At 70.9% G+C, this 23,790-nt stretch carries 14 protein-coding genes and 1 tRNA gene; 9 read left to right on the forward strand and 6 right to left on the reverse strand.

The annotated features are described in order from the left end of the window. Positions 1-30: 30 nt before the first annotated feature. Entirely contained in the window at positions 31-531 is a 501-nt protein-coding gene (locus ACWDEX_RS06430) for a hypothetical protein (protein WP_450462063.1), read from the forward strand. Positions 532-781: 250 nt separating this feature from the next. On the opposite strand, the gene ACWDEX_RS06435 is transcribed toward ACWDEX_RS06430, so the two are convergent. From ACWDEX_RS06435 to ACWDEX_RS06445, 3 genes are all read right to left on the reverse strand, one after another. Then, positions 782-1,771, reverse strand: coding sequence for a DUF5926 family protein (locus tag ACWDEX_RS06435; protein WP_450462064.1), 990 nt, complete (start codon positions 1,769-1,771; stop codon positions 782-784). Positions 1,772-2,065: 294 nt separating this feature from the next. Then, positions 2,066-2,689, reverse strand: coding sequence for an ATP-binding protein (locus ACWDEX_RS06440; protein ID WP_450462065.1), 624 nt, complete (start codon positions 2,687-2,689; stop codon positions 2,066-2,068). 98 nt (positions 2,690-2,787) lie between these two features. Continuing rightward, the gene (locus ACWDEX_RS06445) at positions 2,788-3,597 is read right to left on the reverse strand and encodes a glycerophosphodiester phosphodiesterase (protein WP_450462066.1); all 810 of its coding nucleotides are present in this window, start codon (positions 3,595-3,597) and stop codon (positions 2,788-2,790) included. Positions 3,598-3,878: 281 nt separating this feature from the next. On the opposite strand from ACWDEX_RS06445, the gene ACWDEX_RS06450 reads away from it, so the two are divergent. The 3 genes from ACWDEX_RS06450 to ACWDEX_RS06460 all read left to right on the forward strand — a co-directional run bounded on the left by ACWDEX_RS06450 (position 3,879) and on the right by ACWDEX_RS06460 (position 10,473). Then, on the forward strand, positions 3,879-5,357 hold the full coding sequence (locus ACWDEX_RS06450) for a S1C family serine protease (RefSeq protein ID WP_450462067.1): 1,479 nt from the start codon (positions 3,879-3,881) through the stop codon (positions 5,355-5,357). Positions 5,358-6,004: 647 nt separating this feature from the next. Continuing rightward, positions 6,005-10,027 carry an nSTAND1 domain-containing NTPase gene (locus tag ACWDEX_RS06455; RefSeq protein ID WP_450462068.1) on the forward strand — a complete coding sequence of 1,341 codons (4,023 nt, stop codon included), beginning with the start codon at positions 6,005-6,007 and terminating at the stop codon, positions 10,025-10,027. A gap of 358 nt (positions 10,028-10,385) precedes the next feature. Then, positions 10,386-10,473 (forward strand) — tRNA-Ser (locus tag ACWDEX_RS06460). Positions 10,474-10,744: 271 nt separating this feature from the next. Here the strand turns inward: ACWDEX_RS06460 and ACWDEX_RS06465 are convergent. Beyond that, entirely contained in the window at positions 10,745-11,284 is a 540-nt protein-coding gene (locus ACWDEX_RS06465) for a GNAT family N-acetyltransferase (RefSeq protein ID WP_450462070.1), read from the reverse strand. Positions 11,285-11,623: 339 nt separating this feature from the next. On the opposite strand from ACWDEX_RS06465, the gene ACWDEX_RS06470 reads away from it, so the two are divergent. Next, entirely contained in the window at positions 11,624-12,424 is an 801-nt protein-coding gene (locus ACWDEX_RS06470) for an ABC transporter ATP-binding protein (protein WP_450462071.1), read from the forward strand. Next, complete coding sequence (locus tag ACWDEX_RS06475) at positions 12,421-14,961, forward strand: ABC transporter permease (RefSeq protein ID WP_450462072.1); 2,541 nt, start codon at positions 12,421-12,423, stop codon at positions 14,959-14,961. Before ACWDEX_RS06470 ends, ACWDEX_RS06475 begins: the two co-directional genes overlap by 4 nt. 45 nt (positions 14,962-15,006) lie before the next feature. Here the strand turns inward: ACWDEX_RS06475 and ACWDEX_RS06480 are convergent, their stop codons facing one another. Further along, positions 15,007-15,879 (reverse strand): bifunctional DNA primase/polymerase, encoded by an 873-nt coding sequence (locus ACWDEX_RS06480; RefSeq protein ID WP_450462073.1) that lies wholly within the window; start codon positions 15,877-15,879, stop codon positions 15,007-15,009. Between the two features lie 409 nt (positions 15,880-16,288). Between ACWDEX_RS06480 and ACWDEX_RS06485 the strand changes: the two genes are divergently transcribed. The 3 genes from ACWDEX_RS06485 to ACWDEX_RS06495 all read left to right on the forward strand — a co-directional run bounded on the left by ACWDEX_RS06485 (position 16,289) and on the right by ACWDEX_RS06495 (position 19,424). Next, positions 16,289-16,597: a hypothetical protein gene (locus ACWDEX_RS06485; RefSeq protein WP_450462074.1), complete on the forward strand. Its 309-nt coding sequence runs from the start codon at positions 16,289-16,291 to the stop codon at positions 16,595-16,597. Between the two features lie 401 nt (positions 16,598-16,998). Continuing rightward, on the forward strand, positions 16,999-17,544 hold the full coding sequence (locus ACWDEX_RS06490; RefSeq protein WP_450462075.1) for a SigE family RNA polymerase sigma factor: 546 nt from the start codon (positions 16,999-17,001) through the stop codon (positions 17,542-17,544). A 236-nt stretch (positions 17,545-17,780) separates the two neighbouring features. Further along, on the forward strand, positions 17,781-19,424 hold the full coding sequence (locus ACWDEX_RS06495; RefSeq protein ID WP_450462151.1) for a long-chain fatty acid--CoA ligase: 1,644 nt from the start codon (positions 17,781-17,783) through the stop codon (positions 19,422-19,424). 86 nt (positions 19,425-19,510) lie between these two features. On the opposite strand, the gene ACWDEX_RS06500 is transcribed toward ACWDEX_RS06495, so the two are convergent. After that, positions 19,511-23,683: a PAS domain-containing protein gene (locus tag ACWDEX_RS06500; RefSeq protein ID WP_450462076.1), complete on the reverse strand. Its 4,173-nt coding sequence runs from the start codon at positions 23,681-23,683 to the stop codon at positions 19,511-19,513. Positions 23,684-23,790: the final 107 nt, after the last annotated feature.

Consider the following 23,790-nt stretch of genomic DNA (forward strand, 5'->3'; position numbering starts at 1 on the left):
GACCCTCGCAGGGCCCGTCTGCTCGCGCTCATGGGTCTGGTGTCGGCCGCGGCCGCGCTGCCGCTCGCCGTGGCGTCCGCCGGCCCTGTCGGCGATGCCGAGCACGTGGTGGTCTTCCCGCCCGCGCGTGAAGAGGCGAAGCTTCCGGTTCCCTCCCCTTCCCAGTCGTGGGGGCTGGGTCTCGCCACCGCCGCCCGTTGCGGGCCGGAATTCTCCTCCGTCGACGGTATTCACGCGCAGACCTGTGTCCTGACCCAGGGGCGGGTCGCCTGGGCGCGCACGTACTATCGCAACGCCACCGGCATAGAGCTGAGTTCCTTCTTGAGCGTCATGGGGCCCGGCGGACGCGCCGTCGAGATGCGCTGCGCGGTGGGCGTGGGGGGCGGCCCGAAGACCTGCGAGACACCGCGGCTGGCCATGACGGGCGACAAGGCGGCGTACTCGGCGGTCGCGGAGTTCGCCCGGGGCGACGGGGACGGACCGCTGCTGCTGCGCTCCGGAAGCGACGCGGCCGATCTGGACGGACAGTAACGCGGCGGCGTCGTAAGGCAGTTGATCCGTGTTCCGTACACGTATCAGCACATGGAAAGGCCCGGTTGCTGGCGACGGGGGATGCACCAGCAACCGGGCTACTTGAACGGTAACAAGAGATCGGCTTTTCGCAAATTCGATCTCGGCTATTCGGACACCGGCCTACCTGCCACAACCGTGGATTGTGACAGGAGTCACCTGCCCGAAGGGGCCATGAGGGGCTGACCGGTCGGTCAGTCCACGCAGTGCGTCAGCTGAGCGTCACCTGTCGGTTGGTCAGCCCGCCACGCGCCCGGCGCTCGTCCGCGGTGAGCGGCGTGTCCGACGCCAGGGCGGCCGCGAGGCGCTCGGCGAACTCGGCCACCGGCTTCTCGACGTCCTCCGCCCCCATGTCGCTCGGCAGGTCCCAGACCGGCACCGTGAGCCCGTGCGCGCGGAAGGAGCCGACCAGGCGCGTACCCTCGCCGAGGCTCGACTGCCCGGCCGCGTGCAGCCGGGCCAGGGCGTCCAGGAGTCGCTCCTCGGGGTGCGGCATGACCCACCGCAGGTGGTTCTTCTCCGGGGTCTGGCACCAGTAGGCGGCGTCCACGGCCGTGATCTTCACGGTGGGGATGGCGGCCTCGTTGGCCCGCTCCAGAGAGGCGGTCACCTCAGGTGTCGCGTTCTCCATGTCCGGGACCCAGAACTCGAAGCCGCTGTGCACCACCGGCTCGAAGGTGCCTTCGGGGTCCAGCAGGTCCTGCAGCCGCGGGCCGTCGGCCGGGGCGCGGCGGCCCTGCACCGGAGTGCCGGGTGCCACGGTGAGGGCGCGCTGAAGCGTGTCCGCGAGGTCGCGGCTGATGTCGCCCGACGCCGTGTCGTTCTGCAGGCCGAGCAGGACCGAGCCGTCGTCGCGGCGCAGCGCCGGCCAGGCCATCGGCAGGACCGTCGCGAGCGTGACCGACGGGATGCCCTCGGGGAGGTCGCCCTTGAGCTTCAGCTCGGCGGTCGCCGCCGGCACCAGCTCGCGCAGCGCCACCCAGTCGCACTCGCCGGGGAGTCCCTCGAACGGGCGCTGCACCAGCTCCGTCACCGCGTGCGCGGCGGCCCGGCCGTGACAGGCCTTGTAGCGGCGGCCGCTGCCGCAGGGGCAGGGCTCGCGGGCGCCGACGACCGGAACGTTCCCATCAGTACCCGCGGCACGGGCACCAGGGGCGGGCTGCGGGCGCTTGGCCTTGGTCTGGGGTCGCTTCTTGGCCATCGTGGGTGTCTCCCGGTTACGGCTCGTTTCGTACGGGCGCGAGCCTAGCCGCTCGTACGCCGACCGACGGGATCTTGTGGACAACGCACCGGGCCGTCCCGGAAGAGAATGTTCCGACCCGGTCCGGGCCGCGTGCCCGTGAGGGCACGCGCCTCGGCTTGGCGCCTCCCGGCCGGGACCCCGTACCGCGTGTCCCGGCCCGCCTCGGGCTCGCGAAGAGGACCACGACACCACGTCCACCGCTCCGTGCGCTGTGCCCGCTGTGCCCGCTGTGCGCGCGTCACCGGGAACGGCTCAGTCGACTTCGTCGAACGCGTCCGCGAAGTCCAGGTCGGCCGATACGGAGGGCGCCGTCACGCGCGTGGCGAAGTCGTCACGACGGTGCGCGGAGCCGGTGTCGTCCTGGACGACGACCCAGACCGTGACCTCGCCGCGGGCGTCGTCCCGGACTCCCCAGTCCTCGGCCAGTGCCGTGATGATGTTCAGCCCGCGACCACCGTGCGCGGTGACCGAGGGTGTCGCCGGAACCGGACGGGTCGGACCCCCGCCGTCCGTCACCTCGACCGTGAGTCGTCCCGAGGTGTCGAAGCGCCACGCGGCGCGTACGTCTCCGTCCCCCGCCAGGCTGTCGCCGAGCGGCCTGCCATGGCGACAGGCATTGCTGAGTAGTTCCGAAAGGATCAATACGGCGTCGTCGATGACCGATTCCGACACGCCACCGGTCCGCAACTGATCGCGCATCCGGTGTCTTGCCTCCCCCACGCCCGCAGGACCATGGGGTACGGCCATGCTCGACGACGTGGGCACCTCCTGTGCCACCACCAACGCCACCCCCGAGACCTCCTTCGCCCCACGCCACCGTGTGAATGCCCCACGGAACTGGGCCGGAAACCGACCCCCGTGCGTGTGGTGACGCACTCGTGACGGTCCGACACGGAACGAACGCGCCGGTGCACTCTCTGTAGTTAATTGGCTGGATTTCAGCCCTTACGGCGGGGTCTGCGGCGGACGGGCGCTCAGCGGCCGAGCTGGTGCAGCACCGCGCGCGGGCGGTTGGTGATGATGGCGTCGACGCCCAGCTCGACGCAGAGATCGACGTCTTCTGGCTTGTTCACGGTCCACACGTGCACCTGGTGTCCCACCTGCTTCAGGCGCTGGATGTACCCCGGGTGACTGCGCACGATCCGCATCGAAGGGCCTGCGATCCGGACACCGGCGGGCAGTCGTCCGTCGCGCAGCCGGGGGGAGAGGAACTGCAGCAGATAGACGGTCGGCAGGGCCGGAGAGGCGGCCCGCACGCGGTGCAGCGAGCGTGCCGAGAAGCTCATGATCCGTACCGGCGACTCGGCCGGCGACTGCGGGGCCTCCAGCCCGAACCGCTTCAACAGGTGCAACAGCCGCTCCTCGACCTGCCCGGCCCAGCGCGTCGGGTGTTTGGTCTCGATGGCCAGGTCGACGGGGCGCCCGGCGTCGGCGACGAGTTCGAGCAGGCGCTCCAGAGTGAGGACGGCGGTCTCCTCGGGGTCCTGCGGGCGGTGCTCCCAGTCCGGTTCCTCGTCGCGGCTCTTCCAGGAGCCGAAGTCCAGGGCGGCGAGGTCGGCGAGTTCCAGGGCGGAGACCGCGCCGCGGCCGTTGGACGTACGGTTGACGCGCCGGTCGTGGACGCAGACGAGATGTCCGTCCGCGGTCAGTCGGACATCGCACTCGAGGGCGTCGGCGCCGTCCTCGATCGCCTTCTTGTACGCGGCCAGGGTGTGCTCAGGGGCTTCTTCGGAGGCTCCGCGGTGAGCGACGACCTGGATCGGGTGCTGTCGTGCGAGGGTCACCGCGTCATGGTGCCACCGTCAAGGAGAGCGCGCGGGACCGGAAGCCGACGCCGGGACGTCGGCGAGGTGTCGGGAATGCAGAATTTTGTTCGGCAGAGTCCGATATAAAGAAAGGTCGAGGACCCACAGTCACCGCTTATGGTGCCCTGACGCCCTGTGGGAAAAGCTTGTCCACGTACCAAGCGCATGCACAGCTGAAGCGCGCCCGGCACCGCGCGGAGCGAGCGAGTGCGGCCGAGTGCGACCCAGAAGAAACAGTTGTGGAACTGAGGAGAAGAGCTGTGAGCACCGAGAACGAGGGCACCGAGGTACCCCCGGCGCCGTCCGCGCCTCCCGTGCCGGTGGACGCTCCCGCTCCCGTGCCGGGCGCGGCCTCCGAAGGGCACGCGCCGAGCGGTGGGACCCCGGCTCCGGCCGCGGTGGGCGCCCCGCCCGTGGGAGGTGTGCCGGCCGCGGCGGGCGTCCCGCAGCCGGAGGGTGCGCCGACGGGCCAGTTCCCGCCCATGGCCGCAGGACAGCCGGGCGTCCCCCCGGCTGCCGAGGCGGGGTGGCCGCCACCGCCGGCCACCCCCGCGTATGGCGGCGGCGGTGGGGGCGGCGTGTGGGGTGCCTCGTACCACCAGCCCGCCCCGAAGCCGAAGAAGGGCCGTGGCGGTCTGGTCGCCGCGATCCTCGTCGCCGCGCTGGTCGCGGGCGGTGTGGGCGGTGGCATCGGGTACCAGCTGGCCAAGAACGGCGACTCCGGCGGCTCGACGACCGTCTCCGCCGCCACCAGCGGCGGCGACGTCAAGGTCCCCTCCGGCTCGATCGCGGGTGTGGCCGCCAAGGCGCTGCCGAGCACCGTCACCATCGAGGCCGCGAGCGCCAACGGTCAGGGCGGTACCGGCACGGGTTTCGTCTTCGACACCCAGGGCCACATCGTCACCAACAACCATGTCGTCGCCGAAGCCGTCGACGGCGGCAAGCTGACGGCGACGTTCCCCAACGGCAAGAAGTACGACGCCGAGATCATCGGGCACGCACAGGGCTACGACGTCGCCGTCATCAAGCTCAAGAACGCCCCGTCAGACCTCAAGCCGCTTCCGCTCGGTGACTCGGACAAGATGGTGGTCGGCGACACGACGATCGCCATCGGCGCCCCCTTCGGCCTGTCGAACACGGTGACCACGGGCATCATCAGCGCCAAGAACCGCCCGGTGGCGTCCAGCGACGGCAGCTCCGGCAGCAGGGCGTCGTACATGAGTGCCCTGCAGACCGACGCCTCGATCAACCCGGGCAACTCCGGTGGTCCCCTCCTGGACGCACGGGGCGCGGTCATCGGCATCAACTCGGCGATCCAGTCCACGAGCAGTGGCGGTCTGGGCGGCAGCGGCCAGTCCGGCTCGATCGGGTTGGGCTTCGCGATCCCGATCAACCAGGCCAAGTACGTCGCCCAGCAGCTGATCAAGACGGGCAAGCCGGTCTACGCGAAGATCGGAGCCTCGGTCTCGCTGGAGGACTCCTCGGGCGGGGCGAAGATCACCAGCCAGGGCACGGGCGGCTCCGCCGCGGTCGAAACGGCGGGCCCCGCGGACAAGGCGGGCCTGAAGCCGGGTGACGTGATCACCAAGCTCGACGACAGGGTGATCGACAGCGGACCGACCCTGATCGGCGAGATCTGGACCCACAAGCCCGGTGACACGGTCACGATCACCTACCAGCGCGACGGCCGGTCCCACACGGTGGACCTCACCCTGGGATCCCGCGTCGGTGACAACTGACCAGCCTCCACGGGATGGACAGCACGTCTGAGGGTCTTCCTTCTGACCGGGGAGCCGCGCGAGGTGCGACCGACACCTTGAGGAGTCGCAGGCAGGGGTCGGAGGCGTCGGCTTCCGGCTTGTCGGCCCGTTGACCTGTCAGGCCCGAGACCCCGGATCGGTGAGCGCCGGCGCCGCAGGCGTACGAAGTGACCGGTACGACAGCGGCACTCCGTCAGCGACCGCGATGACAACGCCCGCGTCGTTCGGCACCGGTCCCTCCCCTCGTGGGGACCGGTGCCGAACGGTGGGGCGGCGTAGATCTCGCCGCACCGGTACGGATCAGGTGAAACCGGACCGTGGTCGGTGCGACAGCGGTCCTGTCGGGACCGGCTCTACGGCTCTCTCGAGCTCACACGGTGAGACCGCCGCCACTGTCCCGTCACTTCGGCGTGATTCGGCCGAGAACATGCGGCGTCGTGCGTCGTCTCTCCGGGAGCTGGTGGCCTGGGCGGGCGACGCCCGGTTGATGTGCTCCTGCGTCGAGATCTTGCCATCTGCGCTTTCCGCCAAGGAGATTCCGGCCACGACCGGACGACTAAACCGCAGGTCAGGCGTATAGAGTGGGTTTTCCGGTCCGGACGTTCGGGTGTGGCGGAAAGTAAGGAGTGGAGGCCTTGAGTTCCGACTCAGGGGCACGCACAGCCTTCGCAGAACGTCTGGCGCTGCTGTACAAGGAGGCCGGTAACCCTCCCCTCAAGCGCGTGGCCGAGGCGGTCGACCGGCTCCAGCGGATCGACGAACGCGGGCGCCCCGTGCGGGTGTCCGCTCAGCGGATCAGCGACTGGCGACGGGCCAAGAACGTGCCTGCCCAGTTCGTCGCACTCGCGGCGGTACTGCACATCGTGATCCCGCAGGCACGGCGCTTGCGGCCCACGCCCGTGTCCGAGGGCCTGTACGACCTGACCCAGTGGCAGCACCTGTGGGAGCGAGCGCTCGCCGATCCGGTCGTCGATCGCTCGACGACATCCACGGACGAGGAGGAACGACCTCCGGTCGGAACGCCGAGCGCCGTCCCCGTTGTGTGCCCCTACCGGGGGCTGGCCTCGTACCGTCAGCAGGACGCCCGATGGTTCTTCGGCCGGGAGCGGAGCACGGATGCCCTTGTCGGTCAGCTTCGCGCGGCGGAGAAGACGGGCGGCCTGGTCATGCTCGTGGGCGCCTCAGGGGCGGGAAAGTCCTCCCTGCTGAGCGCCGGTTTGGTGCCCGCGCTGCGGAACGGCGTAGCGGGCGAGGAGACCAGCCGGGCGAGGGACGTGGTCCTGCAGTTTGTGCCGGGAAGCGATCCTTCCGCGGAGCTGGTCCGCCGGATACCCGAACTCGCGCACCTCGTTCCCACCGCGGAGGGACCGGCAGGGGAGGAACCTCACACCTCGGAATTCGCTCACGTGGCGCGGGAGGCCGTCACGGCATGGGCGCGGCGCGAGACGCCATCCGGCGCGCGTCCGGTTGTCATCGTGGACCAGTTCGAGGAGGCGTTCACCCTCTGCTCGGACGAGGCGAACAGACGCACCTTCATCCAGCTCCTCCATGCCGCGTGCACGCCCGCCGGGCCCGGGGACGCAGCCCCCGTCCTCGTCGTCCTCGGCGTACGCGCGGACTTCTACGAGCAATGCCTCGGATATCCCGAACTGGCCGACGCGCTGCAGCACCGTCACATGGTGCTCGGGCCGCTGACCGCCACGGAGCTGCGTGAAGCGGTGACCGGTCCGGCCAAGGCCGTGGGGCTGGAACTTGAGCCGGGGCTGGCGGAGCTGATCGTCCGGGAAGTCGGCGCCGGCGGCCCCCGTGGTGCGCATGACGCGGGAGCGTTGCCGCTTCTCTCCCACGCGCTGCTCTCCACGTGGCAGCGACGGAAGGCGGGACGGCTGACGCTGACCGGCTACCGCGCGGCGGGCGGATTCCAGGGAGCGGTGGCGGCGACCGCCGAGCGGGCCTGGTCCGGCCTCGATCCCGCGGCACGCACGGCCGCGAGACTGCTCCTCCTCAGGCTGGTCCGGCTGGGCGAAGACACCCAGACCACCCGGAGGCGGGGGACGCGGCGCCAACTGGCGGAGGAATCCGCGGATCCCGGCAAGACGGAGGAATCACTCGAGGCGCTGGTGCGCGCCCGGTTGGTGACACTCGACGCGGAGACCGTGGAGATCACCCATGAAGCGCTGCTCCACGCCTGGCCGCGCCTGCGTGACTGGATCGACGAGGACAGGCACGGCCACCTGCTGCGCCAGCGACTCGAGGAGGACGGCAGGGCCTGGGAGAGCTCGAACCGCGACACGTCACTGCTTTACCGCGGTTCGCGTCTGGAGCAGGCCCACGACTGGGCGAAATCCACCGGTGGCGCCTCCTTGACCAGGAGTGCGGTGGAGTTCCTCGCTGCTTCCGTACGGCTGCGCAAGCGCACGGTCAGGATCAGTCGTGGCGCGGTGTCGGCTCTGGTCGTCCTGGCGGTGCTGGCCGCCGGTTCGGCGGCGCTCGCGTGGCGGCAGCGGGACGATGCCGTGTTCGAGCAGGTGCTCGCCGAGGCCGATCGGGTCCAGTACACGGATCCATCGTTGTCCGCTCAACTCGACCTGGTGGCACACCGCCTGCGACCACGCGACAAGGGCACGAACAGCAGGCTGATATCGACCGTCAACGCGCCGCTGGCCACGCCGCTCCTCGGTCACACCGGCGCCGTCTATCTCACCTCGTTCAGCCCGGACGGGCGGATCCTCGCCACCGCCAGCTACGACCGGACCGTTCGACTGTGGAACGTGTCCGACCCGACCCGCCCCAAGCTCCTGGGTAAGCCCCTCACCGCCCACACGAGCTGGGTGAGCAGCGCCGTCTTCAGCCCCGACGGCCACACCCTCGCCAGTGCTTCCGACGATGGCACGGTCCGGCTGTGGAACGTGCGGGATCCCGCACGCCCGCACCCGCTCGGTGCGCCCCTGACCGGCCGTCCCGGCACGGTCTACCTGCTTGCCTTCAGCCCCGACGGACACACCCTGGCCTCCGCCAGTGAAGACCACACCGTTCGTCTGTGGGACGTGCGCGATCCACGTCGGCCGAGGGCGCTTCGCGCCTTGACCGGCCACACCGCCGCCGTGCGCTCCGTGGCGTTCAGCCCCGACGGGCGGACGCTGGCGGCCGGTGGCGACGATGGCACGATCAGGCTGTGGAACATGGCCGATCCGCGTCGTCCGAGGCAGATCGAAGTGGTGCTCACCAGTCACAAGGGCACGGTTCACTCCGTGGCCTTCAGCCCCGACGGCCGCACCCTCGCCAGCGGCAGCGCGGACGACACCATCCAGCTCTGGAACGTGGCCGATCCACGGCACACGACACCGCTCGGCGTCCCGCTCACCGGCCATACCGGTCCCGTATGGTCAGTGGCCTTCAGCCCCGACGGAACGATGCTCGCCGCCGGCAGCGCGGACAGCACGGCGAGTCTGTGGAACGTCAGAGATCCGGCATACCCGTCGCAGGTCGGTGAGTCGCTCACCGGCAGCAGCGGCGAGATGTACACCGTGAGCTTCAGCCCCGACGGGCGAACCCTCGCCACCGGCAGCGGCGACAACAAGGCTCGCCTGTGGTCGATACCCACGTCGGACATGATCGGCAGCATCGGAGCGTTCCGCCCGGACGGGCGGGTGCTTGCCACGGCCGCACGCGACGGAAAGATCCGGCTGTGGAACGTGGACACTCCCGACCGGCCCGTAATGCTGGGCAAGCCGTTCATACCCGGGACAGGCGACGTGACCCATTCGCTGGCGTTCTCCCCCGACCGCCGCACGCTCGCGATGCTGACGGGAAGCAGCGCGGTGCAGCTGTGGAACGTCACCGACCCGACCCGGCCCGTGCCCTACGGACGGCCCGTCGCACTGCGCACGCGATTCGCCGGTCCCGGCGCGCTGGCCTTCAGCCCGGACGGGCGCACGCTGGCAACAGCCCATGACGACCGCACGATCCAGTTGTGGGACGTCGGCGACCCATCCCGCCTTCATCCGCTCGGCGTGCCACTCACCGGTCACAAGGGCTACGTCAACACTCTCGCCTTCAGCCCGGACGGCCGTACCCTGGCCAGCGGCAGCGCGGACGCCACCGTCCGGCTGTGGAACGTGGCCGCCCCACATCATGCCGTCCGACTCGGCGCGCCTCTCACCGGGCACCTGGGGCCCGTCAACGCCCTCGCCTTCAGCCCGGACGGCCGTACTTTGGCCAGCGGCAGCGACGACGACACGGTCCGGCTCTGGGACATCACCGAGTCCCCCAAGGCCGTGCGGTCGCACCCTCCCCTCAAGGGCCACACCGAAGCAGTCGCATCGCTGACGTTCAGTCAGGACGGCCGCACACTGGCCAGCGGCGGCAACGACAACACGGTCCGGCTCTGGAACGTCACCGTCCCCTCCGAGGCCGCCCCCATCGGTCAGTCGATGAGCCCCAACGCCAAGACAGGAAATTTCCTGTCGTTCAGCCCCAACAGCCACATGCTCGGAGTGTCGAGCGGTGCCGATACCGTCCGGCTGTGGAGCCTGGACATCGACGAGGCGATTCGTCGTATCTGCTCGACCACCCGGGGCGTGCTGACGCCGGAGAAATGGCACGAGTATCTGCCCCGCCTGTCGTACAAGCTTCCGTGCGGTCGGTAACGGATAAAGCCCCACCTCGGGCGCCGTGATCCGGGTCACAGCCCCTCCCCGGGAGCCGAGCGGTCGTCTCCCGACGCGCGACCGGCCTTGTTACGCTGGCAGCAGCCCGGTCGTTGGCGCATCCCCCGTCGCCAGCGACCGGGCGCTTGTCCGGCAGGGGGAACGAAAGCGCTCATAACGCACCCGATCTCCCGCGTGTCGGCTCGGATCAGGAGACGGCTGCTGATCGGTGGCGACAGCGCCGGTGGGCGAAAACAGTGTCAGTGGACCCCGTGCGGACCTCGTACGGACCACGCCGCCACGATCCGGCTCGATCCCGGTACGCTGTACCCGCTCCGCCCCTGGTGGCCGGGGCCGAGGTGGGTTGCCCGAGCGGCCTAAGGGAACGGTCTTGAAAACCGTCGTGGCGCGAGTCACCGTGGGTTCAAATCCCACACCCACCGCCATGTGAAATGGCCCCTGACCAGGTGAATCGGTCAGGGGCCGTTGTGCTGCGCGGTGCCCGCTCCGCGCCGTGATTCCCCGTGGTTTCCCGCTCGATCGGGCATGGAAGGGGCACGCATGAGGCACGGGCCGACCACCGCATTTGGAGATCCGTCGGGCAGCGGGCTTGCTGCCGCACAGAGGTGACGCCCACGGCATGCGCGCGGGCAAGTCGCGGTCGCAGGCCGCTCGTGCGTGGAGGGGCGGGTACTCGCCGGCGGTTCCGTGGCGAACTCAGCTGGACGGCGTGACCGGGGACCGCATGCCGAGCCACTGCTCGGCGCCCCAGGCCTCGAACCGCTCTACCTCAGTGAACCCCAGTTTCGCCGCGAGACGCATCGAGCCGACGTTGGCGGTCTGGGTGGTGAGCACCACCGGCTCGCCGGGAAGCGCGCCGGCGAGCCAGTCGAGCGCCGCCGCGCACGCCTCGGCCGCGTACCCGAATCCCCACGCCCGCGGCAGGAACAGGTAGCCGAGATCGGCCTTCCCCGCGGCAGCCGGGCGCTGGTGTCCCGTTGCTCTCCTGAGCAGGATCTGGCCGATCATCGACCCGTCGAGATCAACGACGAAGTTCCCGGGCCGCCGCTCGGGCGCCTCGGGCATCTGGCGCTCAAGCTCGGCACGCGGCCGGGGGCCGCCGAGGTAGGTGTGCACCTCTGGCGAGGCGAACAGCTCGATGAACGCCGCACGGTCCCGGGTCTCGGGCTCACGGAGCACGAGCCTCTCGGTCCTGATCGGCTCAGGCGGCCAAGCCACGGGTCCCAGATCTTCCATCCGCGCACGCTAACAGGTGGCCAAACCAACCGAGCCGAAAACGTTGACTCCACCTGGATCCGAACTCCGAACAGCACCCAACGATTGATCGGGACCTCTGATCGGGATCTCGTAGACGATCTCGAGTGAGGGCCGCTGCGGATCAGCACTCGTCGGGTCGGTCGGCAGCGCCCCCTCCGAGGGGCCGATCACCGTGCGACACCGAGCGTCAGGGTGGGGGTCCGCGCCCACAGGCCGGGGGGATATCCCCACCAAGAAGAGCCCCGCTGACTCCATCGCTGGCGCTTTGCTCGCTGATTACCGTCGACAACGCAGTTGACCAGCAAGGAAAGGAACGTCATGGCCTGGCGCCGCGACAGCATGGAAACCGAGCGGGACCGGAGTGGGCCCCCTGCGATCGAGCTGCGCGCCGTCACCCGTGCTCATGGGCGAGGCGCTACGGCCGTGCAGGCGCTCCGCGGAGTGGACCTGGCGTTGGAGCGGGGCAGTTTCACCGCGGTGATGGGCCCGTCGGGGTCGGGGAAGAGCACGTTCCTGCAGTGTGCCGCCGGTCTGGACCGGCCGACCTCGGGGCAGGTGTTGCTCGGCGGGGAAGAGGTCACCCAGCTGAGCGAGGATCGGCTGACGAAGCTGCGGCGCACGCGTATCGGGTTCGTCTTTCAGTCCTTCAACCTCCTGCCTTCCCTGACCGTGCTGCAGAACGTGCTGCTGCCGCAGCGGCTCGCGGGTGAGCGACAGGACCGGCGGCGGGCGCAGCAGCTCCTGGCCGAAGTCGGGCTCCCGGACCACGGGAGCAGGCGTCCTGGGCAGTTGTCGGGCGGGCAGCAGCAGCGTGTGGCGATCGCGCGCGCGCTGATAACGGAGCCGGAGGTGGTGTTCGCGGACGAGCCGACCGGCGCCCTGGACACCCGGTCCGCCCGGGAGGTCCTCGGGCTGCTGCGCCGTGCGGTCGATGTCATGGGTGCCACGGTCGTCATGGTCACCCATGACCCGGTGGCCGCCTCCCACGCGGACCAGGTGCTCTTCCTGGCCGATGGGGCGTTGGTGGGAAATCTGTGGCGTCCCGACCCGCAGGCGGTGGCCGACCGGATGGTGGCACTGACCGTTGGGGCCGACGGGTTCGTGGGGGCGGCGGCGTGACGAATGGTCTCGCGCGGGCCTCCGTGCGCTTCAGGCCCGCGTCCTTCGTGGGCAGCTTCGTTGCGTTGCTGCTGGGAGCGTTGATCATCACCGCCTGCGGCACTCTGCTGCAGACCGGCATCACCGCGCACGTGGAAGCCGTGCGCTACGCGGATTCCCCCGTGGTGGTCTCCGGTGATCCCTACGTCCGGTTCAGTTATCAGGAGGGCGGGGACAGGGCATCGACGCAGATCGCTCTGCCGGAGCGCAGCCACGTCGACAAGGCACTGGTGGCCGAGATCGCCGCCCGCCCCGCAGTGGCCGCGGCCGTGCCGGACCTGTCCTTCCCCATACAGGTGGTGAAGGAGGCGGGCGCGCTGCCCGCGCTGACCGGACGGAACTTCTCGGCAGCCGCCCTCACCGCTGACGACCCCTCCGCCGCGCGGAAGGGACACGCGCCTGGGGCTGGGGAGGTCGTGCTGGAGGAGAGCGCAGCCCGAGCCGCACACCTTGCGCCGGGAGACCGCCTCTCACTGCTTGCCCCCGGCGGCAGCGGGAGTTACGTGGTCTCCGGGCTGATCTCCGCGAAGGCCGATGGCCCGAGTGCGTGGTTCGCGGACGGGGTGGCCGAGAGGCTCTCCGGGCATCCCGGGACGGTGGACGCCATCGCCGTGACCCCCCGTGCGGGCGTGACCGTCTCCGCCCTGGCCGGACAGGTACGCCAGGCCGTGCACGGCCGCGCCAAGGTCGCCACCGGTGACGCGCGCGGAGCCGTCGAAGTGGCGGCTCTCACCGAGGGCAAGGAGGTCCTGACCGGGCTGGGCGGCTCCTTCGGCGGTGTCGCGGCGATGACCGCGGTCTTCGTCGTCATGGGCACGATCGCGCTGGCCACGGGACAGCGAGCCCGTGAGTTCGCCATGCTGCGTGCGATCGGCGCGACGCCCCGTCAGATCCGCCGCACCATCGCCACCGAGGCAGTGATCCTCGCACCTGTCGCAGCCGCGCTGGGGGTGCTGCCGGGCCTGGCACTGGCCCGCTGGTGGTTCGGTGAACTCGTCGACCGCGGCGCCGTGCCCGAGCAGGTGTCCCTGGACGTCGGCGTGCTGCCGATGGTGGTCGCGGTGGGGGCCTGTGTGCTGGCCGCGCTGACGGCCGGCTGGGTGGCCGCGCGCCGACCCGCCAGGCTTCGCCCCAGCCAGGCGCTCGGGGAAGCTTCCGTGGAGCGCGCCCGGCCTGGCGTGATCCGGATCGTCATGGGGCTGGCCGCCCTCGCGGGCGGCGGTGTACTGGCCACCCTTGCCGCCCGGCTCGGCGGCAGCGACGCCGCCAACACCGCCCTCGGCGTGATCATGTGCTTCCTGCTCGCCGTCGCCCTGCTCGGTCCGCTGCTGGCGCACCTGTGCGCGAGCGTTTTCGGTCTGCCCCTGCGGGCGGGCGCCGCAGGAGCCGCCGGCTCCCTGGCCGCCGACAACACGCGCGCCCAGGCCCGCCGCCTGGCCTCCGCCATCACTCCGATCATCATGGTCACCGCCTTCTGCGGCACGCTGCTCTTCATGCAGAGCACCATCCGCCACGCCTCCGGCGAGAACGTCAAGCACGCGGTCGTCGCCGACCACGTGCTCGGCTCGACCGGCCCCGGCCTGCCCGCGACCGCCGCCGAGCGGGCGGCGCGGCTACCTGGCGTGAAGTCCGCGACCGGAGTGCTGCGCACCGGGGCCGTCTACCGGTCCGGCAACGAACTGAACTCGACGACGGTCCTGGGTGTCTCCGGTGACCCGGGCAACCTGCCCAAGGTGCTCGACCTCGGCGTGAAGAGCGGCTCGTTGCGCGCACTCGGATCCGGGACGGTCGCACTGGACACCACGATCGCCAAGGACCTGGACGTGAAAACCGGTGACCGGGTCTCCCTGTGGCTGGGCGACGGCACCAAGGTCCGGCCCACCGTGGTCGCCACCTACGAACGAGGCCTCGGTGTGGGCCAGGTCGTGATGCCCCGTGCCGCGGTCGCCGCGCATGTGACGGCCGCCCTGGACAGTCAGGTGCTCATCGCGGCCGCCCCCGGCGCCGACCGGCAGGCCACGACCCGGCAGCTGACCGCACTCGCTCCGGGGACGACCGTCACGGACGCGGCCGGATACGGCGCCCAGGCCGACCGGGCCCAGGAGCTCAACGCCTGGGCCAACACCGTCATGGCCGCCGTGCTCGGCGGATTCGCCGCCGTCGCCGCCGCCAACACCCTTGTGATGACCGTTCTTGACCGCCGCCGCGAAATCGGCTTGCTCCGCCTCTCCGGAACCACCCGCCGCCAAGTCCGGGACATGATGGCCTGGGAATCTCTCCTCGTCGCCGTATCCGGCCTCGCCCTCGGTGGCGCCATCGCCTGGACCACCCTCGTCCCGATCGCCCGCGGTCTCACCGGAGCCGCCCCCTACATCCCGACCAGCACCGCCTTGCTACTGGCTGCCGGAGCCGTCCTCCTCGCCCTCACCGCCACAGGCCTGCCGACCCTCGCACTGCTACGCACCCGGCCGATCGAAGCCGGTGCCGCACGGCAGTAGCGCCTGGTTCGCCGGCCTTCGCCGCGGCGTCTGCCGCATCCGTCCTCAGGGCCGCTGCCCCGTCATCCGTGCCGCCGACGCGATCGTCGCGAGGGCCTCGCGTTCCGTGAGGCCGGTGCGGATCGCGGCGTCGACCAGCGTGGGGGTCAGGTCGGGGCCGATCCCGTTCTCGTACGCCCGGCAGGCGGCCCAGAAGAGCCGGGTGTTGCGCTGGCCCTCGTGTGCGGCGAGGACGAACTGGACGAGGCCGTGCCCGTGCCGTCTGACCGGGGAAGGTGCGGCCGGGCGCGGACGCGGCGGGGGTGTGAGCAGGCGCAGCAGGGCAGGCGGGCAGGGTGCGGGCGCCAGGTGTGCGGTGCCCGGCGCAGTGCCGTACATGCCGTGTTCGGTGCGTGAGCCGGGGCCGACCAGGTAGCCGCCCGCGCCACGGACGTCGATGCCGGGTGCCAGACGGCTCGCCGAGTTCGGCACGACCACGTCGGGTGGGCCGCTCAGCCACAGGTGCCGGCCTCCGCTCGGGGTCATCACGATCACCGTTGCGGGGATCGTGAACAGGTGGCGCAACGCGAGTCCGCGCAGAGCTGCCAATGAGTCGGTTCCGGACTTGGTGTCGAGGTCGATGCCGATCAGGTGGTGGGGGCGCAGGCCGCAGGCGATGCCGTAGCCGGTGGCCCACGGCGCGGCGGCGAACAGTTCGCGGATGCGGCGGGGGTCGGTCGTGGCGTCGTACACCCCATGCCCGAAACGGCCGCATTCGCCGTGACAGGCGGGTGTCGACGGGGTGGGGTCGTCGCGGTGGGGGGAGCGCAGGGCCGGCAGTTTCGTCCGGGACAGCGGGATCACCGCGAGCCCGCGCTCCGCGACGGAGAGGGCGTGGGCCAGGGCCAGGGTGGTGGCCTGCCGGTCGATGGTGGCCATGGATCCAGTTTCGTACGTACGTTCGAAAAAGGAAAGAGGTAGTGCTGTCCGGTGTGTTGCGCGGAGTTCGTGACGGCGACCGACGGCTCGGGAAGGTGGTGATGAGTGGTCGGTCGAAAAGGTTCCGAAGCGGTTCATTCCGTGTGGCGCTTGGTGCTGGGTCGCCCTGATTCGATGGAGAAGGGCAGTTTGCGGTGAAGGGTGCCGCGAGATGGGTTTATTGACATGTGGTCACGCTTGAGGGCGAATCAGGGCCTCCAGCATGGTTCGTCGCGGCTGTGGTGGGCAACTCTGAAGTCGCGACGTCGTGTACCGGTCCGCAGCGGTAGACCAACTGCTCGGAGCCAAGCCCTACTTCACCTGCGTGTCAGCGAACCTGTCGGCACGCGCATGGTTTCGGAGGAATCACATGGCAAGCATCCGCACCGCCCGCGTCCTCGCTGCTGCCGCGGCCCTGCCCCTCGCCGCCACCCTCTTCACGGGTGTCGCCTCGGCGGACAACGGCTCCTTCGCGAACGACGGATCGAATGCGGCTGCCGCGAGTATGGGTGGCGGGGTAGGGCACGACAACAACGGCAACTCGTCCACCACACAACAACAGGCGGTCGGGTTCGGCGCCTCGAACCGGAGTAATACGGCCCAGGTGAAGGACTCCGCCTTCACGACCGTCAACCAGGGGAACGGGAACGTGGTCATCAACTTCGGCAAGCTGTGGTGAGCGGTGGGCCGATGTGACGCCATCGGCCCGAATTCCCTTCTTGGTGTGCTTTCTGGGGTCGTGACACGTGCGCGCGACGGTACTTCGGTGCCGTCGCGCGCACGTTTTGTTTGCGCACGGCCTGACACCTGAGTTCTGCGAGGGGCGGCGGTACGCGCCTTCCCCGCCCGCCGCGGCCCGGTGGACGTCTTCGGTGGGCCCGCGCGGACCAGTGCGGTCCTCGTACACACGCGCTCGGCTCGTGCGCTGGGGCTCGTCTCTCGGGGTGAACCCCCAAGGGTGCGCGCGGACTCGTCCACCTTCAGTAGGTGGGGCCAACCCCCCACCTACAACCTGAGGCGGATACCGCTTCGGGACCTGCGGCCGATCCGTCGCAGGCGGGACGAACCTAGCGTGGAGCCATGACCACACCCGTCTGCACCAGCGCTTCGAACGCCATGACGCGGACCCTTCCGTACCCGTCGTTCTCGTCGTACGTGAAGGCCCGCCAGCCGGTGCTGCTGCGCACCGCCCGGTCGCTGACCGCGAACCCGAGTGACGCGGAGGACCTGCTGCAGACGGCGCTGACGAAGACGTACGTCGCCTGGGACCGGATCCAGGACCACCGCGCGCTCGACGGGTACGTACGCCGTGCGCTGCTGAACACCCGGACCTCGCAGTGGCGCAAGCGCAAGGTCGACGAGTTCGTCTGCGACGAGATGCCCGAGCCTGAGGAGATGCCGGCCACGGACCCGGCCGAGCAACAGGCGCTGCACGACGCGATGTGGCGGGCCATCATGAAACTGCCCGCACGTCAGCGGGCGATGGTGGTCCTGCGCTACTACGAGGACCTGAGCGAGGCCCAGACGGCGGAGGTGCTCGGCGTCTCCATCGGAACGGTCAAATCGGCGGTGTCCAGGGCGCTGGGCAAGCTCCGCGAGGACCCCGAACTGGAGCCGGTCCGTTAGGGCCCTTCGTCCGGAGCGGGCCGGATCAGGGCGCGTTGCCGGACCCCGCGAGCCCGGCCTGATCCGATCCAGAGGCAGCAGTGCTGTGACCGGAGGGCTCACCGGGTCATCGGGTGAACGGGAGGTCCCTTGATCGATCATCCCGAGGCCTAGTGACATACCAAGTGGTATGTGCGCAGAATCTGCGCAACCTACTACCGCGCAGGCCGCCCGGGAGGACCGCTGTGCTGAGCACCATGCAGGACGTACCGCTGACCGTCACCCGCATCCTCGTTCACGGGGTACTGGTGCACGGACGCTCCCGGATCACCACCTGGACCGGGGAGGGCGAGCCGCAGCGACGCACCTTCGCCGAGGCCGGCGCCCGCGCGGTGCAGCTGGCCAACGCACTCCGCGACGACCTCGGCGTCAGGGACGACGACCGGGTCGCGACCCTCATGTGGAACAACACCGAGCACGTCGAGGCGTACTTCGCGATCCCCTCCATGGGCGCGGTCCTGCACACCCTCAACCTGCGCCTGCCCGCCGAGCAGCTGACCTGGATCGTCAACCATGCCGCCGACCGCGTGATCATCGTCAACGGTTCACTGATCCCCCTGCTCGCCCCGCTGCTGCCGCACCTGAGGACGGTCGAGCACGTCGTCGTCTCCGGCCCTGGCGACCGTAGCCCGCTCGACGGCTTCCCCGTGCGCGTGCACGAGTACGAGGACCTGATCGCTGGCAAGCCGACCACGTACGACTGGCCCGAGCTGGACGAACGCCAGGCCGCCGCCCTGTGCTACACCTCCGGCACCACAGGCGACCCCAAGGGCGTGGTCTACAGCCACCGCTCGATCTACCTGCACTCCATGCAGGTCAACATGGCCCAGTCGATGGGCCTGACCGACCAGGACACCTCGCTGGTCGTGGTCCCCCAGTTCCACGTCAACGCCTGGGGCCTGCCGCACGCCGCCTTCATGTCCGGCATCAACATGCTGATGCCGGACCGGTTCCTGCAGCCCGCCCCGCTCGCCGAGATGATCGAGGCCGAGCGGCCGACGCACGCCGCGGCCGTCCCCACCATCTGGCAGGGCCTGCTCGGTGAGCTGACCGTCAGACCTCGCGACGTCTCCTCTCTTGCGCAGGTCACCATCGGCGGCGCGGCCTGTCCGCCTTCCCTCATGGAGTCCTTCGACAAGCTGGGGATGCGTGTCTGCCATGCCTGGGGCATGACGGAGACCTCCCCACTGGGCACGGTTGCCCGTCCGCCGGCCCATGCGGTCGGCACGGAGGAGGAGTTCGCGTACCGGATCACTCAGGGCCGCTTCCCGGCAGGCGTCGAAGCCCGCATCATCGGACCCGGTGGCGAACGGCTTCCCTGGGACGGAGCGTCCGCGGGTGAACTGGAGGTGCGCGGACCATGGATCGCGGGCGCTTACTACAACGGCCCGGACGCCGAACCTCTGCGCCCGGTCGACAAGTTCAGTGAAGACGGCTGGCTCAGGACCGGCGACGTCGGCACCATCAGTCCCGACGGCTTCCTCACCCTCACCGACCGCGCCAAGGACGTCATCAAGTCCGGCGGCGAGTGGATCTCGTCGGTTCACCTGGAGAACGGTCTGATGTCGCACCCGGATGTCGCCGAGGCCGCCGTCGTCGCCGTTCCCGACGACAGATGGGGCGAACGCCCGCTCGCCGTCGTGGTGTTCAAGGACGATGCCGCCACCGACTTCGCCGCTTTGCGCACCTTCCTCTCGGAGGAGGTCATGATCGCCAAGTGGCAGCTCCCCGAGCGCTGGACGATCGTCGAGGCGGTCCCCAAGACGAGCGTCGGGAAGTTCGACAAGAAGGTGCTGCGTCAGCAGTACGCCATCGGGGACCTGGACGTCACCAGCATGTAAGGCCGAATGCGGGTCCCTCGGGGCGCTGTTTCACGTGAAACAGCGCCTCCGTGACATTTGGGTGGGTTGATCACCCTAGGTCGGGCTCAGTTCGTCCCGATCCGCGCCAGCAGATCCGCGATCCGCCCCTGCACCTTGGGGCTCGTCGAGCGCTCCGCCAGGAACAGGACCGTCTCCCCCGACACCAGCCGCGGCAGATCGGCCTCGTCGACGGCGGCGGTGTAGACGACGAGCGGGGTGCGGTTGAGCAGGTTGTTCGCGCGCAGCCAGTCGATGATCCCGGCCTGGCGGCGGTGCACCTGCATCAGGTCCATCACCACGAGGTTCGGTCGCATCTGTTCGGCGAGCGTGACGGCGTCCGTGTCCGAAGCGGCCTGGGCGACCTGCATCCCGCGCCGCTCCAGCGACGCGGTGAGCGCCAGCGCGATCTCCGAGTGCTCCTCGATGAGCAGTACACGTGGCGGGTGCTGCTCGGAGTCACGCGGAGCCAGTGCCTTCAGGAGTATGGCCGGGTCTGCGCCGTACGCCGCCTCGCGCGTGGCCTGTCCCAGTCCCGCCGTGACCAGCACGGGGACCTCGGCGGCCACCGCCGCCTGGCGCAGCGACTGGAGCGCGGTCCGCGTGATCGGGCCGGTGAGCGGGTCGACGAAGAGCGCGGCCGGGAAGGCGGCTATCTGCGCGTCGACCTCCTCACGGGAGTTGACGACGACAGGCCGGTAGCCACGGTCACTGAGCGCCTGCTGGGTCGTCACATCCGGCGCGGGCCACACGAGCAGTCGGCGCGGGTTGTCGAGCGGCTCCGGGGGCAGCTCGTCGTCCATCGGCTGTGTCTGGGGCTGGTCGGCGACCTCGACGGCACCACCGGGACCGTCGAGCGGCTCGGGACCCTCGTCGGCGTTCGCGTCCGGGGCTCCGATGGCGTACGACCGCCCTGCGCCCTGGGTGGCCGCGGCCAGGCGGGACTGTCCGGCCGGGGAGGACTGCGTCGGGAGTGGGGTCGATGCGGCCTGCGGATGCGGGCGCCCGGCCGTCTCCGTTCGCTCGCCCGCGGGCTCGGGAGGTGTGCCGAGTTTGCGGCGTCGGCCCGAACCGTTCGGCTGGTGCGGGGGAGGCGTGGACGACTGGGAGCGGGGCTGGGCCGCCGCCTGACGTGCGAAGGGCACACCCTGGCCGAGCGTGCGCACGCTGATGGCCCGTCCCTGCGTCGAGTTGGGATCGCCGGGTGCGGACGCCTCGGCGGGCAGGGGCTGAGCGGCTCGCGGCCGGGTGGTGCGCTCCGGAGGCAGCGGGGTGCCTGCCGACGGGGTGGGCTGCGGTAGAGGCAGCCCGGCCCCGGAGGTGTCACCGGAGCCCTGCCGGGGCTGCGGCTGGGCGGCCTGCGGGGGCACCGGAGTCCCAGATGGAGGCGTGGCGGCCGCGGGCAGGGACTGAGTGGGCTGCGGGCCGGGCTGCGCCTGTGCGGCGGGCTGTCCGGGGAGGGGCTGGCCGGGTGTGGCGGGCTGTCCGGGGAGGGGCTGGCCGGGTGCGGCGGGAACCGGCTGACCGGGTGCTGCTGCCGGCGCGGGCTGTACCCCGGGGCCGTGCTGCGTGGGAACCGGCTGACCAGGGGCCGTCTGCGTCAACGGCTGCTGCACGGGCAGGCCGGGGCCTCCCTGAGCCGGCACCCCCTGCGGGGGAACGGGCGGCTGGGCGACCTCGGGTGCGAGTACGCCCTGCGCAGGGGCAGGCTGCGGACCGTCAGGTGCCGGCACGCCCTGCGAAGGCGTTTCCCCGGCCGTATCCGTCCCGCGTGTTCCGTCCTGCAACTGCCGGGCGGGCGCGACGGCCTGGTGGGCACGGCGGCGGCCCGTGGGCACGGGCACCGGATGCGGTTGCGGCGGTGTGTGGTCCTCGGCCAGATCGTGCGGTGCCGCGTCATGGCGGCCCTCGTCGGCCTGGGCGCCAGGGAGCGGGCTCTGCTCCGGTGTGCGGTCGGCCTCGGCCGGCGGCAGCGCGAACACCTGCCGGGTACCGGAGTCCGCGGCTGCGGCGTTCGCCGCGGCGAGCGCGCGCCGGCGGCGTCCGGTGGGTTCCGGGGCCGTCCCGGCTCCCACCGGGGAGGGCGTGCCGGAGGCCGAGGGCAGAGTGGTCGGCGGCGTCTGCTGTTCGGTGTCGCGGCGGGCGCGCCGCCCCGTGGGGGTGGGTACGCCCTGCGGCGGCAGGGTCTCTTCCAGCCCGGTGGCCATGGTTCCCGCGGCATGCCCGGCGGCAGTCACCGCTGAGCCCTCGCTTCCGCTCTCGACAGGGTTCGGCCGTCCGCGCCGCCGTCCCCCACTTCCGGACGCCCCGGTCGTCTCCGCGACACCATCGCTCGCGGCCGCCTGTGTCGTCCCGGACACCTCGGTGGCGGGCTCCTCCGCGGCGCGCCGCCTGCGCCGCCCGGTGGGCGTCGTAACGGCCGTGTCGGAGGGCGGAGCGGAGTCGCCCACCTCGTTGTCCAGGAACGCGTCCACGGACGACCGGCGGGCCCGCCGCCGGCCACCGCACTGGTCGGACGGGACGGCCTCGGCGCCGAGGTCCTCCACGGGCGCCTCGATCGAAGTCGCCGCGACCGCGCCCGCACCACCGCCGAGCGGTACCTCCAGCACATACGCGTTGCCGCTCATGCCGGGTACCTGGTGCGTCTGCAGCACACCGCCGTGCGCACGCACGATGCCGCTGACGATCGGCTGGTGCACCGGGTCTCCGCCGGCGTACGGGCCGCGTACCTCGATGCGTACGACCTCGCCGCGTTGCGCGGCGGCCACCACGACGGTGTTGCCCATGTAACCGCCCGCGGAGACGGGCGCGTTGCCCGTGGAGTCGACACCCGCCACGTCCGCGACGAGGTGCGCGAGCGCCTGGGCGAGCCGCTGCGGGTCGACCTCGGCCTCGATGGGCGGGGCGTGCACGGCGAACTGCACACGTCCTGGCCCGATCAGTTCGACGGCCCCGTCGACTCCGGCGGCGATGACCGCGTCGAGCATGACGGGCATCCGTAGGAGCTCGACCTCGCCGACGTCCAGACGCTGGTAGCCGAGGACGTTGTCGACGAGCGTGGTGATGCGTGAGTAGCCGGCCGCGAGGTGGTGGAGTACCTGGTTGGCCTCGGGCCACAGCTGACCGGCGTCGTCCGCGGCGAGCGCGGACAGTTGGCCCCGCAGTTCGTCGAGGGGGCCGCGCAGGGAGTGGCCGAGTACGGCGAGCAGTTGCTCGTGGCGGGCGGCCAGCGCCTCGTAGCGGTCCTTCTCGCGTTCGCCGAGCGCGGCGTAGCGTTCGTCGCCGGCCGCGAGCTCCTCCGTGTGCCGCTCCCGCAGCTCGGCGAGCTCGGCAGCGTGCTCCTCGCGCAGCCGTTCCAGCTCCTCCGCGTGCTCCTTGGCGACCCGCTCGAGTTCCTGCTGGTGCTGCTTGTCGGCCTCGCTCTTCTCCGCGACGACCGCGTCGAACGGACGCCGGTCGGTGAACGTCATCACGGCACCGACGATCTGGTCGCCGTCGCGCACCGGCGAGGTCGTCAGGTCGACCGGCACCTGGTCGCCGCTCTTGGACCACAACACCTGTCCGCGCACCCGGTGTTTGCGTCCGGAGCGCAGCGTGTCGTGGAGCGGGGACTCCGCGTACGGGAACGGGGCGCCGTCCTCGCGGGAGTGCAGAACGAGGGTGTGCAGCTCTTTCCCGCCCAGATCGCTGGCCCGGTATCCGAGAATCTGCGCGGCGGCCGGGTTGACGAGCACGATCCGCCCGTCCGTGTCCGTGCCCACCACGCCCTCGGCCGCGGCCCGCAGGATCATCTCGGTCTGCCGCTGGGAGCGGGCGAGTTCGGCCTCCGTGTCGATGGTTCCGGACAGGTCCCGGACGACGAGCATGAGGAGTTCGTCGCCCGTGTAGCCCTGGCCGTCGTACGCCTGCCGGCCGTCTTCCAGGTTGGCGCTCGTGACCTCGACGGGGAACTCGCTCCCGTCGGTCCGCCGGGCGGTCATCCGCGTGGGCTTCGTGCGCCCTTGAGAGTCCGTGGAGTCGGGCCGTCGCATGGATCCGGGGATCAGCCGCGAGTCGAACCGCGGCAGCAGATCGAGCAGTCCCCGCCCCACCAGGGCCGTCCCCGGCGCCTCGAAGGCCTCCAGGGCGATGGTGTTGGCGTTGACGACGGTCCCGTTCGCGTTGACCAGTACCAACGCGTCGGGCAACGCGTCCAGTATGGCAGCGAGGCGAGCAGCCCCTCGGGATGGCCTGCTGCTCACGAGACGCTTCCTCCCTGTTACCGCACCTTGCCGACCGCGGGGGCCATCTTGCCAACCGGCCCGCGACGTGTCACGCGAGGGAGTCTACGGGCAGTGCCCCGACCCGC

The sequence above is a fragment of the Streptomyces sp. NPDC001020 genome (genome assembly GCF_053599115.1).